This window comes from Achromobacter sp. NPDC008082 (genome assembly GCF_042957345.1).
GTDB classification, from domain to species: Bacteria; Pseudomonadota; Gammaproteobacteria; order Burkholderiales; family Burkholderiaceae_B; genus Achromobacter; species Achromobacter kerstersii_A.
This window is the reverse complement of the sequence record NZ_JBIBIB010000005.1, coordinates 584,435-597,954: the sequence shown is the minus strand read 5'-3', so window position 1 is coordinate 597,954 and position 13,520 is coordinate 584,435. Positions and strand designations below refer to the sequence as shown.

Genomic DNA, 13,520 nt, shown 5'->3' with positions numbered 1-13,520 from the left:
GGACCCAGCCGCCACCATGATCCAGATAGACCCCACCGCACGCGTGTCGCCCCTGGCCGACATCGAAGACTCCACGCGCGGCACGCGCATTGTGATCGGCCCCAAGGCGGTCGTGGACGCCTTCGTGAAGATCAAGCCCGCCGGCGGCTCAGGCGATGTCGAGATCGGCCCGGAATGCGTGATCAATTCGGGCTGCGTGCTGTATACGGGCCACGGCATTCGCATGGGCGCGCGCGTGGCGGTTGCCGCGAACTGCACCTTCGCCCCCGCCAATCACGAGTTCCGCCGCCGCGATGTGCCGATTCGTGAACAAGGATTCCGGCCCAGCAAGGGCGGCATCGTCATTGAGGATGACGTCTGGATCGGCGCCAACTGCGTGCTGCTGGATGGCGCGATTCTGCGCGAAGGCTGCGTGATTGCCGCGGGCACCATCGTGCGCGGCGAGGTGGCGGCGTTTTCAGTTCAAGGCGGCAACCCGATGAAGGTGCTGGGCTGGCGAGAAGAAACGGGCGCCTGAAGACGCCTGACGCAACGAGACCAAAGTAGGAACATCATGAGCACCACACAGCGGGAACGCTTTGAAGAAGACGGCTACCTCGTCCTGAAGGACTTCTGGAAGCACGGCGAACTCATCGAGCTGGAAGCCCAGCTGACCGAGTTGGGCCAGCGCATCGTGGGACCGCAATTCAACCCGCACGACTTCGGCCAATACGAGCTGGAGCCGGCCACGCAATCACTGTTGTATGACCGCCTGAAGTACCTGCCCGCGCTGTCGCGGATGTCGGGCAGCCCGGCCGTGCATGACCTGTGCCGCGAGCTGGGCTTGGCGCATCCCTCGTTGATGGGGTGCTGCAACATGCGCCTGGACAAGCCGGCGGACTCGCGCCACCTGTTCGCCTGGCATCAGGATTCGCTCTACCTGCTGGGCTCGGAAAACGCTGTCACGTTGTGGATTCCGTTCCAGGACGTCAATCTGCGCTCTGGCACGATCCAGGTCATTCCTGGCAGCCACAAGCGCGGCCTCTATCCCTTCAAGCGCATCAGCGACAAAGTGATTGCGCCGTACGTGCCGTTCCTGCAACGCGATCTGAGTCTGGACGTCGAGGTCACCGACACGCCAGAGACGATTACCGCGGCGCGCGGCGACATCGTCATCTTCAAGCAGATGCTTCTGCATCGCAGCACGCCCAACCTGGGTCAGCAGATTCGCTGGACCACCCAACTGCGCATCACCGACCTGGCCGATGCGGAGTACCGCCGCCAGCGTTTTCCCACTGGCGACCGCACCAACATCTTCTATGTGGACTACCTGGGCCACAACGCCCAGCAACGCCGCGAGCAAGAATCCGAGAACGCAGCCGCATGAACGACACCACTGACCCTTCCCGCTTTCGCCAGGACGGCCGCAGCACAAGCCGCGAAGTCAATTACCGCGCCGAGCTGGGCGATCTGTTTGCCGACGCGCGCGGCAGCGCCGTCGAGAAGCTTGAGAATTTTCCCTGTTTCGTTCCGCGCCAAAGCATCGCGCGCTTCCTGTGCCTGTCCGAACTTTTCAAGATGGCGCTGCATGTGCAGGGCGACATCATGGAATGCGGCGTGAACTGGGGCGGCGGCCTGATGACGTTCGCGCAGCTGAGCGCCACGCTTGAGCCCGTCAACCTGCAACGGCGCATCGTCGGCTTCGATACGTTCTCGGGCTTTTCGGGCATTTCCGAGCAAGACCAGCACGCGGTCATCCAGACGAGCGAGCGCCGCGTCAACGGGTATGAGGCGGACAGCTTCAACGACCTGCAACGCGCCATTGAGCTGTTCGACGCGAACCGGTTCATTGGTCACATCCAGAAAGTTGAATTGGTGAAGGGAGACGTGGCGGAAAGCGTGCCGCGCTATCTGGCGCGCGAACCGCAGACGGTCGTGTCGCTGTTGCATCTGGACCTGGACCTGTATGAGCCGACCAAGGTCTGCCTGGAACACTTCGTGCCCCGCATGCCGAAGGGCGCGGTCATCGTCTTTGACGAATTGAACAACCGCACCTGGCCGGGCGAAACGCTGGCCGTCATGGAAAAGCTGGGCCTGAACAAGCTGCGGATTCAACGGTTTACGTACGAACCCCACGTCAGCTACGCCATTCTTGAGTAGACCGCGCCGGCCCCCAGCCGGCGAATCCCAGCCAAGCCACCCTTTTCCCGTTCTATTCCCCTTTTGAGGCGCCCACTGCTTACGTCATAATTGCCGCCGCACGCTTTTGTATCTATATTTTTCAGACCATGACCGCCACGCCCACCGATCCACTCGCTACGCAGCACGACAGCAATACGGATCTCGATGATCAGGCGCCGGTCGATGCGCAGACCTTGCGTCTGCGTGAAGAGAACCGCGCATTGCGCGAATTGCTGGCGGCTCAGGTACACGCCGCCTTGCCACCGCCGGCTCCTGAACCCGGTGGGTTGCGGCGTGTCTGTTGGTGGCTGATTTCGGCGCCAGGTGCGGCGCTGGTGGGCTGGCGCCGCTTGCTGGGCCGCGAGGACGCGTCGCCGATCACGGGGCGGCGCGTCGGGTCCGCCACGTTGACGGTGCTGTACACGCTGGCCATTTACGGCGCGTTGGTATTGCTGGTCGTGTCGTGGAACGCCCCGAACAATGGGATTACCGGCGCTACCGCGGCCAGCCCGGTTCGCGTGCCGCTGATGCCCCCAACCGCGGTGCCGGTCCAGGAGCCGCCGAGCGATTGGGAGGCGGATGCGTTGGCGCCGCCCGCGACCGCACCGTCCGCCACAAGTGAACCGGCCGCATCGGCTGTTGAACCTCCCGCGAGGGCTCCGGAAGCCCCTGCCCCCCAGCCGCATACCAACGCCGCCGCCACGACGACGACGCCTGCCTCAAGCGGCCCGCAATCGACGTTGCGGATCACGGAAATTCCGGCGCAGGACCCGATGGCGTGGGTCACGGCGCTGCAAACCGAATTGGCGCAATGCGCCACGTTGGGATTCTTTGATCGTCCCGACTGCGCCTGGGCGGCCCGCGATCAGTATTGCGGGGCGAACCATGGCTGGGGCGTGGTGAAGGAATGTCCGGCGCGTCCTTAGACCACCGGCTTGCAAGGGATGGGCGGCATGTCACACGCCCGCCATGTGATGGCACGACAATCCTTTGCATCAAACTGAAAATATACGCAATAATGCGAACACTTCGGGCTCGCGCCCAGCCTTCCTTTTAAGGACACTGTGACCATGGATTCCATCAACAACACCGTCAACACCGCGCTGGCTTTGAAGGACGCGAATGTGGTTCAGGAAGTGCAGGCCACCGTGCTGAAGAAGGCGCTGAATGCGCAAGCCGATACGGTTGCCACACTGATGCAGTCCGTGGCCCCGATGGCGATCGACAGCCAACTCGGTTCGCGCATCAATACCCACGCCTGACGCGCGATGCGGTAATGCCAGCGCCGCCGCCGTCACGCGCGGCCAGCCGATAAAAAAAGCGCCGGACCCTGAACAGAGCCGGCGCTTTTTGTTTGCCGTGGCAGGGGTCGCATGAGTTGGCAAGCACGAGCCGGCAAACGTGAGGCGGCGAACATGCGGCAGCGAACATGCGGCGGCAAACATGAGGCGGCAAGCCGCCCCACCGGGCATTACTTCTTCTTCATCGGCGGCAAGTCGGTGCAGACGCCTTCGGCCACTTCGGCCGCCATGCCCACCGATTCACCCAGCGTCGGGTGCGGGTGGATGGTTTTGGCGATGTCGACGACGTCGGCGCCCATTTCCACGGCCAGGGCCAGTTCGCTGATCAGGTCGCCAGCGTGGGTGCCCACGATGCTGCCGCCCAGAATGCGATGCGTTTCCGCGTCGAAAATCAGCTTGGTGAAGCCTTCGTCGCGGCCGTTGGCGATGGCTCGGCCAGAAGCCGCCCACGGGAACACGCCCTTCTCGATCTTGATGCCTTGCTTCTTGGCTTCGTCTTCGGTCAGGCCCACCCATGCCACTTCCGGATCGGTGTAGGCCACCGACGGAATGACGCGCGCGTCAAAGAACGACTTCTGGCCGGCTGCGGCTTCCGCCGCCACGTGGCCTTCATGCACGGCCTTGTGCGCCAGCATCGGCTGGCCGACGATGTCGCCAATGGCGTAGATGTGCGGCACGTTGGTGCGCATCTGGCGGTCGACCTCGATGAAACCGCGGTCGGTCACGGCGATGCCAGCGCGCTCGGCGCCGATCTTCTTGCCGTTCGGGCTGCGGCCCACGGCTTGCAGAACGAGGTCGTAGCGTTGCGGTTCCTTGGGCGCGCCCTCGCCTTCGAACGTGACGTAGATGCCGTCTTTCTTGGCTTCGGCGCCCACGGTCTTGGTCTTCAACATGATGTTGTCGAAGCGGTAGGCGTTCTTCTTCTGCCAGACCTTGACCAGATCGCGGTCAGCGCCTTGCATCAGGCCGTCGAGCATTTCCACGACGTCCAGGCGGGCGCCCAGCGTCGAGTACACCGTGCCCATTTCCAGTCCGATGATGCCACCGCCCACAATCAGCATCTTCTTCGGCACTTCACGCAGCAGCAATGCGCCGGTGGAGTCGACGACACGGTCGTCCTTGGGCATGAACGGCAGCTTCACCGACTGGCTGCCGGCGGCGATGATGGCTTGCTTGAAGCGCAGCGTCTGGGCCTTGCCGTCGGCGGACGTGACGGTCAGGTGGTTGGCGTCGGCAAATTCGCCCACGCCCGTCACCACGGTGACTTTGCGCGCCTTGGCCATGCCGGCCAGGCCGCCGGTCAGCTTGGCGACCACGCTGTCCTTGTAGCCGCGCAGCTTGTCCAGGTCGATCTTCGGTTCGCCAAAGCTGATGCCGTGGGCCGCCAGCTCGCGCGCTTCGTCGATGACGGCGGCGTTGTGCAACAGCGCCTTGGACGGAATGCAGCCCACATTCAGGCACACGCCGCCCAGCGTTTCGTAGCGCTCGACCAGCACCACGGACAGGCCGAGGTCGGCCGCGCGGAAGGCGGCGGAGTAGCCGCCAGGGCCCGCGCCCAGCACCAGCATGTCGTATTCACCGTCGGCCGAACCCTTGAAGGTCGACGCGGCGGGCGCGGCGGCCTTGGCGGCCGGCGCCGCAGCAGCTTCGGCCTTCTTGGGGGCTTCAGCAGTCTTGGCGGCTTCCTTGGCCGGGGCGTCCTTGGCGGCAGCTTCCGAAGCTTCCACTTCCAACACGACCGCGCCTTCGGCAACCTTGTCGCCCACCTTGACCGCAATGGACTTCACCACGCCGCCTTGCGACGCGGGGATTTCCATCGAGGCCTTGTCGGATTCCACGGTGATCAGGCTTTGCTCGGCCTTGATCGTGTCGCCCACGGCGACCAGCACTTCGATGACTTCCACTTCCTTGAAGTCACCGATGTCCGGCACTTTGATTTGAACGGTATTGCTCATAGGGCTCCCCGTTTACAGCGCAATGCGGCGGAAGTCGGCCAGCAGCGCGCCCAGATAGGCGTTGAAGCGGGCAGCGGACGCGCCGTCGATGACGCGGTGGTCGTACGACAGCGACAGCGGCACGATCAGGCGCGGCACGAACTGCTTGCCGTCCCAGACGGGCTTGTGCGCCGAGCGCGACACACCCAGGATGGCCACTTCCGGCGCGTTGATGATCGGCGTGAACGAGGTGCCGCCGATGCCGCCCAAGGACGAGATCGAGAAGCAGCCGCCCTGCATTTCCGCAGGCGAGATCTTGCCGTCGCGCGCCTTCTTGGACAGGTCGGTCATTTCCTGCGCGATTTGCAGGATGCCCTTCTTGTCGGCGTCGCGAATCACCGGCACCACCAGCCCGTTGGGCGTGTCGGCGGCGAAACCGATGTGGTAGTACTGCTTGAGCACCAGGTTGTCGCCGTCCAGCGAAGCGTTGAACTCGGGGAACTTCTTCAGGGCCGCAACCACGGCCTTGATCAGGAAGGCCAGCATCGTGACCTTGACGCCCGACTTCTCGTTTTCCTTGTTCAGCGTGACGCGCAGCGCTTCCAGGTCGGTGATGTCCGCTTCGTCGTTGTTGGTGACGTGCGGGATCATGACCCAGTTGCGGTGCAGGTTCGCGCCGGAAATCTTCTTGATGCGCGACAGCGGCTTGGCTTCGATCGGGCCGAACTTGGTGAAGTCGACCTTCGGCCACGGCAGCAGGCCCAGCGCGGCGCCATCGGCCGAACCACCGGCAGCGGCGGTTGCGGGGCCGGCGGCCAGCGCTTGCTTGACGAAGCCGCGCACGTCTTCCGCCGTGATGCGGTCTTTCGGACCCGAACCCTTGACCTTGCTCAGGTTCACGCCCAGTTCGCGGGCGAACTTGCGCACCGACGGCGACGCATGCGGCAGTTGGCCGGGCTTCAGGTTGGCGTCTTCCAGCGCGGCGGCCGGAGCCGGACGCGAAGCCGGCGCCGCAGCGGGCGCTTCAGCCTTGGCTTCGGTCTTAGCTTCTGCCTTGGCTTCTGCCTTCGCGGCAGGCGCGGCGGCGGCTTCCGTCTTCGCAGCCGGAGCCGAGGCAGCGCCCCCCTCCACCACCACGACGACCGAACCCTTGGCGACCTTGTCGCCCACCTTGACCTTCACTTCCTTGACCACACCGCCTTGCGAAGCCGGGATCTCCATCGAGGCCTTGTCGGACTCCACGGTGATCAGGCTTTGCTCGGCCTTGATGGTGTCGCCCACGGCGACCATGACTTCGATGACTTCCACTTCCTTGAAGTCGCCGATGTCCGGCACTTCGATGTCGACCGGGCCGCTGGCGGCGGCAGGCGCCGCCGCTTCAGCCTTGGCGGCCGGAGCCGCCGCAGCCGCTTGCTTGGGCGCAGCCTTGGGCGCTTCTTCCTTGGCGGCCGGTGCGGCGTCCGAGGCTTCTGCTTCCACTTCCAGCACGACCGCGCCTTCCGCGACCTTGTCGCCCACCTTCACGGTGATGGACTTCACCACGCCGCCTTGCGACGCGGGGATTTCCATCGAGGCTTTGTCGGACTCTACCGTGATCAGGCTCTGTTCGGCCTTGATCGTGTCGCCCACGGCGACCAGCACTTCGATGACTTCCACTTCCTTGAAGTCGCCGATGTCGGGAACCTTGATTTGCACGATGTTGCTCATGTCTCTTTACCCTCAGGCGTATTGCGGGTTGGCTTTGTTCGGATTGATGCCGTACTTCTTGATGGCTTCCGCCACCTTGGCAACCGGCACCTTGCCTTCGTCAGCCAATGCGCGCAGCGCGGCGACGACGACGAAGTGGCGGTCCACTTCGAAGTGCTCACGCAGCTTGGCGCGGAAATCCGAGCGGCCGAAACCGTCGGTGCCCAGCACCTTGTATTCGCGGCCCTTGGGCACGAACGGACGGATCTGGTCAGCAAAGAGCTTCATGTAGTCGGTCGATGCGATGATCGGGCCTTCCGTCTTGGCCAGCTGTTCCGTGACGTAAGCCACTTGCGGCTTCTTTTCGTCGGGGTGCAGCATGTTGTGGCGGTCGACGTCCAGGCCGTTGCGGCGCAGTTCGGTGAAGCTGGTGACGCTCCACAGATCGGACGCCACGCCCCAGTCGGCTTCCAGCAGTTCTTGCGCGGCCATGACTTCGCGCAGGATCGTGCCCGAACCCATCAGCTGCACGCGGTTCTTGCCCTTGCCGTGCGACTTCAGCTTGTACATGCCCTTGATGATGCCTTCCTCGTCGCCCTGGGTCAGACCGGGCTGCGGGTAGTTTTCGTTCATCACCGTCAGGTAGTAATAGACGTTTTCCTGGTCTTCCACCATGCGCTTCAAGCCATGCTGGATGATCACGGCCAGCTCATGGCCGAACGTCGGGTCGTAGGACACGCAGTTCGGAATGGTGGACGCCAGGATGTGGCTGTGGCCGTCTTCGTGCTGCAAGCCTTCGCCGTTAAGCGTCGTGCGGCCGGCGGTGCCGCCCAAGAGGAAGCCACGCGCTTGCATGTCGCCCGCCGCCCAGGCCAGATCGCCAATGCGCTGGAACCCGAACATCGAGTAGTAGATGAAGAACGGGATCATGATGCGGTTGTTCGAGGAGTACGACGTGGCCGCCGCAATCCACGAGCTCATTGCGCCCGCTTCGTTGATGCCTTCCTGCAGAAGCTGGCCGTCGGCCGCTTCCTTGTAGTACATGACCTGGTCCTTATCGACCGGGGTGTACTTCTGGCCTTCCGGCGCGTAAATACCGATCTGGCGGAACAGGCCTTCCATACCGAAGGTACGCGATTCGTCGGCCAGAATCGGCACTACGCGCGGACCCAGTTCCTTGTCGCGCAGCACCTGGTTCAGGATGCGCACAAAGGCTTGGGTGGTGGAGATTTCACGGCCTTCGGCGGTGGGTTCCAGCACGGCCTTGAAGGCGTCCAGCGCGGGGGCCTTCAGTTGCTCGTCGGCCTTGGCGCGGCGGCGCGGCAGGTAGCCGCCCAGCGCGGCGCGGCGCTCGTGCAGGTACTTCATTTCCGGCGAGTCTTCGGCCGGCTTGAAGTACGGCAGATCGGCCAGTTGGTCGTCAGGAATCGGGATGCCGAAACGGTCGCGGAATTCGCGGATCGAGTCCAGCTCCAGCTTCTTTTGCTGGTGGGTCGGGTTCTTCGCCTGACCCACGTGGCCCATGCCGTAGCCCTTGATGGTCTTGGCCAGGATGACGGTGGGTTGACCGGTGTGGCTGGTGGCGGCGTCAAACGCGGCGTACACCTTGTGCGGGTCGTGGCCGCCACGGTTCAGGCGCCAGATGTCTTCGTCGCTCATGCGCGAGACGGCTTCCAGCAGCTTCGGGTGCTTGCCAAAGAAGTGTTCGCGAACGAACTTGCCGTCGTTGGCCTTGTACGCCTGGTACTCGCCGTCAACGGTGTCTTCCATGATCTGGCGCAGGATGCCTTCCTTGTCGTGCGCCAGCAGCGGGTCCCAGTAGCCGCCCCAGATCAGCTTGATCACGTTCCAGCCCGAACCACGGAAGTCGCCTTCCAGTTCCTGGATGATCTTGCCGTTGCCGCGCACCGGACCGTCCAGGCGCTGCAGGTTGCAGTTCACCACGAAGATCAGGTTATCGAGCTTTTCACGGGCGGCCAATGCGATGGCGCCCAGCGATTCGGGTTCGTCCATTTCGCCGTCGCCGCAGAACACCCAGACCTTGCGGTTGCTGGTGTCGGCAATGCCGCGGGCGTGCAGGTACTTCAGGAAGCGGGCCTGGTAGATAGCCATCAGCGGGCCCAGGCCCATCGACACCGTCGGGAATTGCCAGAAATCCGGCATCAGCTTCGGGTGCGGGTACGACGACAGGCCCTTGCCGTCCACTTCCTGGCGGAAGTGGTTCAGCTGGTCTTCGGTGAGGCGGCCTTCAAGGTAGGCGCGGCCGTACATGCCGGGGGACGTGTGGCCCTGGAAGTAGACCAGGTCGCCGCCGTGGCCTTCGTCTTCCGCGTGCCAGAAGTGGTTCTGGCCGCAGCCGATCATGGTGGCCAGCGAGGCGAACGACGCGATGTGGCCGCCCAGGTCGCCGCCGTCCGGCGGATTGTGCTTGTTGGCCTTGACCACCATGGCCATGGCGTTCCAGCGCACGTACGAACGGATGCGCGATTCCAGCTCCAGGTTGCCCGGATGCGCCGGCTCCAGGCCGGGGGGAATCGTGTTGACGTAAGCGGTATTCGGCGAGAACGGGATGTGGGCGCCGGAACGACGGGCTTCGTCGATCAGGCGTTCCAGCAGGTAGTGCGCGCGCTGCGGCCCTTCGCGATCAAGGACTGCCGCCAGGGCTTCGAGCCACTCCTGGGTTTCAAGGGTGTCTTCGTCGTTGGCAGCCTGCGGGGCGCCAGCCTGGGCGAAAGAGGACATCGTGTGTCTCCTGTTGGGGTTCGTTCGTGACCACACCCGCTTCGTTCTACTCGCGGACTCTGCATGGTAGCCGGGATCATCCGGGCTACCATGTCAGGCATGGGTCGGGGTGTTTTTCTAGAGACCTGCTTTGGGTCGGTTCCCTATCAGCCGGCATTCTAAGAAAGAAGATTAACCGGTCGCAAGGAAAATTTCATGTTGCGGTACGGCATTTCACAATGCGAAATTATGAACGCAAGCTGAACACCTCCTGACCGGTCTTTTTACGCTGTACGCCAAAAGCGGGGTGTGTTTCCCGGGACTTCACCCCGAACACGCACTAAAATGCGCGGTCTATCTGGCCCGAATTCCATGTCCAGCGCGCCCAAGTCCAATATTCCTACGCCGTTTCACGATCACGCCCGCACCCGCCGCCGCGGCGTGTACTGGGTCACGCCTGCCATGGTGCTGATTCTGTACATCTGTGTGATGGGGGTGTTCTTCTGGCTGCAACGCATTCATGACGATAGCGTCATGTTTGTGACGATCGACCAGGAAATGCGTCAGCAACGCCTGATCTGGGTGGTGCTGGCGTTGTCATGCGTGATCGTCATCAGCTTGCTGATGCTGTGGCGCTATACCCGCTTTCGCTCTTCCGCCGAAGCCGCGCTTATCGCTGAAACCGGATTTCGCCGCGCCATGGAAAATTCCATGTCCACCGGCATGCGCGTGCTGGATATGGAAGGCCGCATCGCCTACGTGAACCCCGCGTTCTGCCGCATGATCGGCTGGAACGAAGCCGACCTCATCGGCCGCAGCCCGCCCTTTCCGTATTGGGTGCCCGGCCGCCACGAACAGCATCAGCACACGCTTGATGTCCTGATGTCGGGCAAGACGCCCAGCAGCGGCCTGGAAGTGGAAGCGCAGCGGCGTGACGGCTCGCGCTTCACTGCGCGCATGTATGTGTCGCCGCTGCTGGACCCCAACGGCAACCAGATCGGCTGGATGACGTCGATGACCGACATCACCGAGCCCAAGCGCATCCGCGAAGCCCTGACCGCCGCGCACGAGCGTTTCATGACCGTGCTGGAAGGCCTGGACGACGCCATCTCGGTCACGGCCGATACGCACGACGGCCTGGAGCTGCTGTTCGCCAACCGCACTTACCGCCGCGTGTTCGGCGCGCAGACGGGCGGCCACGACGAATTGCTGGCCGGCCGCCGCGGCCGCTTCACCGACGAATCGGTGGAAGTGTTCGCGCCGTCGGTGCAACGCTGGTTTGAAGTGCATCACCGCATGCTGGCCTGGACCGACGGGCGCCGCGTGCGCATGCAAGTCGCGCGCGACATCACCGAACGCCGCGGCCATGAAGAAGCGTCGCGCGTGCAGCAGGAAAAGATCCAGCTCACCAGCCGCCTGACGACGATGGGCGAAATGGCCTCGTCGCTGGCGCACGAACTGAACCAGCCGCTGACCGCCATCGCCAACTACAGCATGGGCGCCGTCGCCTTGGTCAAGGCCGGCCACACCAGCCCCAACATGCTGCTGCCGGCGCTGGAAAAGGCCGCGTCGCAGGCCGAGCGCGCCGGCAAGATCATCAGCCGCATCCGCGAATTCGTGAAGCGCAGCGAGCCGCGCCGCCAGCGCGTGGCCATTGGCCGCATTGTCGACAACGCCATCGGCTTTGCTGAAATTGACGCCCGCAAGCGCCGCATCCGTATCGACAGCTTCGTGCCGTCGAACGCGCCGGACGTCCTGGCTGACCCCATCCTGATCGAACAGGTGCTGTTGAACCTGCTGAAGAACGGGCTGGAAGCCATGGAAAAGAGCGAATCCGACGAGCTCAAGGTGGCGGTCATTCTGCACGAGCAGCACATCGAAGTGGCCGTGGTTGACCGCGGCCATGGCCTGGCTGAACCCGAGCGCCTGTTCGAACCCTTCTTCAGCACCAAGACCCAAGGCCTGGGCATGGGGCTGAATATCTGCCGTACCATTATTGAATCGCACCACGGCCGTCTTTGGGCGGACCCGAACCCCGCCGGCGGTACTATTTTCCGCTTTACCCTGCCCTGCGCTGCGTCCCAGACGCAGGCCCAGAATGATCAGTCCGAGGAGTTGCACGCATGAACACGCCCCACCTGTCGAGCACGGTATTCATTGTTGACGACGACGAAGCGGTCCGCGATTCGCTGCGCTGGCTGTTGGAAGCCAACGGTTACCGCGTTCGCGCCTATGCCAGCGGCGAATCCTTCCTGGAAGACTACGACGCCAGCCAGATCGGCGTGCTGATCGCCGACGTGCGCATGCCCGGCATGAGCGGCCTGGAGCTTCAGGAACAACTGATCGCCCGCAACGCGCCGCTGCCCATCGTGTTCATCACCGGCCACGGCGACGTGCCGATGGCCGTGTCCACGATGAAGAAAGGCGCGGTCGATTTTCTGGAAAAGCCCTTCAACGAGTCGGACCTGCGCGAAATCGTTGCGCGCATGCTCGAGCAAGCCACGCAGCGCGTCAGCAAGCACCAGGCTCAGAAGGACCACGAAGCCATGCTGGCACGCCTGACCGCGCGCGAGCAGCAGGTGCTGGAGCGCATCGTCGCCGGCCGCTTGAACAAGCAGATCGCCGACGACCTGGGCATCAGCATCAAGACCGTCGAGGCGCACCGCGCCAACATTATGGAAAAACTGGAAGTGACTACCGTTGCTGATTTGATGAAAGTGGCCTTGGCCAAACCCGAGGCGCACGCATGACCGCAAGAGTTATCGATGGCGCAGCACTGTCGCTGCGCATTCGCGAAGAAGTCGCCCAGCGCGTCGCCGCCCTGGCTGCCAAGGGCACCCGCCCCGGCCTGGCCGTGGTGCTGGTGGGCGCGGACCCCGCGTCCCAGGTTTACGTGCGCAACAAGGTTGCCGCCTGCGAAAAAGCCGGCCTGCATTCCGTCAAGGAACAGTACCCGGCCGAGATGACCGAGGCCGAACTGCTGGCCCGCATCGCCGTCCTGAACCAGGACCCGACCATTCACGGCATCCTGGTGCAGCTGCCGCTGCCCAAGCATATGGATTCCCACAAGGTCATCGAAGCCATCGCGGCCGAGAAGGACGTGGACGGGTTCCACATCAGCAACGCCGGCCTGCTCATGACCGGCCAGCCGCTGTTCCGCCCCTGCACGCCCTACGGCGTGATGAAGATGCTGGAATCGGAAGGCGTGACGCTGCGCGGCGCTGAAGCCGTGATCGTCGGCGCCAGCAACATCGTCGGCAAGCCGATGGCCATGCTGCTGCTCCAGGCCGGCGCCACCATCACCATCTGCAATTCCAAGACGCGCGACCTGGCGGCCCAGACCCGCCGCGCTGACGTCCTGGTGGTCGCCACCGGCAAGCCGGGCATGATCGACGGTTCGATGATCAAGCCGGGCGCCGTCGTCATCGACGTGGGCATCAACCGCGGCGAAGACGGCAAGCTGTGCGGCGACGTGGATTTCGCTTCCGCCAAGGAAGTGGCCGGCGCCATCACCCCCGTCCCCGGCGGCGTGGGCCCCATGACCATCGCCATGCTGCTGGTCAATACGGTTGAAGCCGCGGAACGCGCCGCAGGCTGATCGTTGCAAGGCGATGCGCACACCGTCACGGATGCGCATCGCCCTATCGTTTGCAGGCGCCAAGGCCCCTTGCATTCGGGCGTATCGCCCCTATCTGATTCGTATGTCTTTCGCCGGCGC

General features: G+C 63.8%; 11 protein-coding genes. 8 read left to right on the top strand and 3 right to left on the bottom strand.

Going from position 1 to position 13,520, the window contains the following annotated elements:
* Nucleotides 1-16: 16 nt before the first annotated feature.
* The 5 genes from ACFZAI_RS22620 (at nucleotide 17) to ACFZAI_RS22600 (ending at nucleotide 3,422) form a co-directional block, all read left to right on the top strand.
* Nucleotides 17-517: an acyltransferase gene (locus ACFZAI_RS22620; protein ID WP_391569008.1), complete on the top strand. Its 501-nt coding sequence runs from the start codon at nucleotides 17-19 to the stop codon at nucleotides 515-517.
* Between the two features lie 36 nt (nucleotides 518-553).
* On the top strand, nucleotides 554-1,366 hold the full coding sequence (locus tag ACFZAI_RS22615; RefSeq protein WP_391569007.1) for a phytanoyl-CoA dioxygenase family protein: 813 nt from the start codon (nucleotides 554-556) through the stop codon (nucleotides 1,364-1,366).
* A complete protein-coding gene (locus tag ACFZAI_RS22610; protein ID WP_391569006.1) occupies nucleotides 1,363-2,139 on the top strand; it encodes a TylF/MycF/NovP-related O-methyltransferase in 777 nt (258 codons plus the stop codon). The genes ACFZAI_RS22615 and ACFZAI_RS22610 overlap by 4 nt, the downstream gene beginning before the upstream one ends.
* 128 nt (nucleotides 2,140-2,267) lie before the next feature.
* Entirely contained in the window at nucleotides 2,268-3,086 is an 819-nt protein-coding gene (locus ACFZAI_RS22605; protein WP_391569005.1) for a hypothetical protein, read from the top strand.
* 144 nt (nucleotides 3,087-3,230) lie between these two features.
* A complete protein-coding gene (locus tag ACFZAI_RS22600) occupies nucleotides 3,231-3,422 on the top strand; it encodes a putative motility protein (RefSeq protein ID WP_183011932.1) in 192 nt (63 codons plus the stop codon).
* Nucleotides 3,423-3,631: 209 nt separating this feature from the next.
* Here the strand turns inward: ACFZAI_RS22600 and lpdA are convergent, their stop codons facing one another.
* Genes lpdA through aceE form a run of 3 tightly spaced genes read right to left on the bottom strand, consistent with a single transcriptional unit; the run spans nucleotide 3,632 to nucleotide 9,823 of the window.
* Complete coding sequence (lpdA, locus tag ACFZAI_RS22595; RefSeq protein WP_391569004.1) at nucleotides 3,632-5,416, bottom strand: dihydrolipoyl dehydrogenase; 1,785 nt, start codon at nucleotides 5,414-5,416, stop codon at nucleotides 3,632-3,634.
* A 12-nt stretch (nucleotides 5,417-5,428) separates the two neighbouring features.
* Complete coding sequence (gene aceF / locus ACFZAI_RS22590) at nucleotides 5,429-7,102, bottom strand: dihydrolipoyllysine-residue acetyltransferase (protein WP_391569003.1); 1,674 nt, start codon at nucleotides 7,100-7,102, stop codon at nucleotides 5,429-5,431.
* A gap of 12 nt (nucleotides 7,103-7,114) precedes the next feature.
* Nucleotides 7,115-9,823 (bottom strand): pyruvate dehydrogenase (acetyl-transferring), homodimeric type, encoded by a 2,709-nt coding sequence (aceE, locus tag ACFZAI_RS22585; protein WP_391569002.1) that lies wholly within the window; start codon nucleotides 9,821-9,823, stop codon nucleotides 7,115-7,117.
* A 351-nt stretch (nucleotides 9,824-10,174) separates the two neighbouring features.
* Here aceE and ACFZAI_RS22580 point away from each other — a divergent pair, with 351 nt between their 5' ends.
* The 3 genes from ACFZAI_RS22580 to folD are packed head-to-tail and all read left to right on the top strand — an operon-like array spanning nucleotide 10,175 to nucleotide 13,400.
* Nucleotides 10,175-11,929, top strand: a complete 1,755-nt coding sequence (locus ACFZAI_RS22580; protein WP_391569001.1) for a PAS domain S-box protein — start codon at nucleotides 10,175-10,177, stop codon at nucleotides 11,927-11,929.
* Nucleotides 11,926-12,552: a response regulator transcription factor gene (locus ACFZAI_RS22575; protein WP_006219003.1), complete on the top strand. Its 627-nt coding sequence runs from the start codon at nucleotides 11,926-11,928 to the stop codon at nucleotides 12,550-12,552. Before ACFZAI_RS22580 ends, ACFZAI_RS22575 begins: the two co-directional genes overlap by 4 nt.
* A complete protein-coding gene (folD, locus tag ACFZAI_RS22570) occupies nucleotides 12,549-13,400 on the top strand; it encodes a bifunctional methylenetetrahydrofolate dehydrogenase/methenyltetrahydrofolate cyclohydrolase FolD (protein ID WP_054426013.1) in 852 nt (283 codons plus the stop codon). Before ACFZAI_RS22575 ends, folD begins: the two co-directional genes overlap by 4 nt.
* Nucleotides 13,401-13,520: the final 120 nt, after the last annotated feature.

What these genes read in the sequence shown, in the direction of transcription:
- ACFZAI_RS22620 (WP_391569008.1), top strand. Translation starts at nt 17, where the DNA reads ATGATCCAGATAGACCCCACCGCACGCGTGTCGCCCCTGGCCGACATC.
- ACFZAI_RS22615 (WP_391569007.1), top strand. Translation starts at nt 554, where the DNA reads ATGAGCACCACACAGCGGGAACGCTTTGAAGAAGACGGCTACCTCGTC.
- ACFZAI_RS22610 (WP_391569006.1), top strand. Translation starts at nt 1,363, where the DNA reads ATGAACGACACCACTGACCCTTCCCGCTTTCGCCAGGACGGCCGCAGC.
- ACFZAI_RS22605 (WP_391569005.1), top strand. Translation starts at nt 2,268, where the DNA reads ATGACCGCCACGCCCACCGATCCACTCGCTACGCAGCACGACAGCAAT.
- ACFZAI_RS22600 (WP_183011932.1), top strand. Translation starts at nt 3,231, where the DNA reads ATGGATTCCATCAACAACACCGTCAACACCGCGCTGGCTTTGAAGGAC.
- lpdA (WP_391569004.1), bottom strand. Translation starts at nt 5,416, where the DNA reads ATGAGCAATACCGTTCAAATCAAAGTGCCGGACATCGGTGACTTCAAG.
- aceF (WP_391569003.1), bottom strand. Translation starts at nt 7,102, where the DNA reads ATGAGCAACATCGTGCAAATCAAGGTTCCCGACATCGGCGACTTCAAG.
- aceE (WP_391569002.1), bottom strand. Translation starts at nt 9,823, where the DNA reads ATGTCCTCTTTCGCCCAGGCTGGCGCCCCGCAGGCTGCCAACGACGAA.
- ACFZAI_RS22580 (WP_391569001.1), top strand. Translation starts at nt 10,175, where the DNA reads ATGTCCAGCGCGCCCAAGTCCAATATTCCTACGCCGTTTCACGATCAC.
- ACFZAI_RS22575 (WP_006219003.1), top strand. Translation starts at nt 11,926, where the DNA reads ATGAACACGCCCCACCTGTCGAGCACGGTATTCATTGTTGACGACGAC.
- folD (WP_054426013.1), top strand. Translation starts at nt 12,549, where the DNA reads ATGACCGCAAGAGTTATCGATGGCGCAGCACTGTCGCTGCGCATTCGC.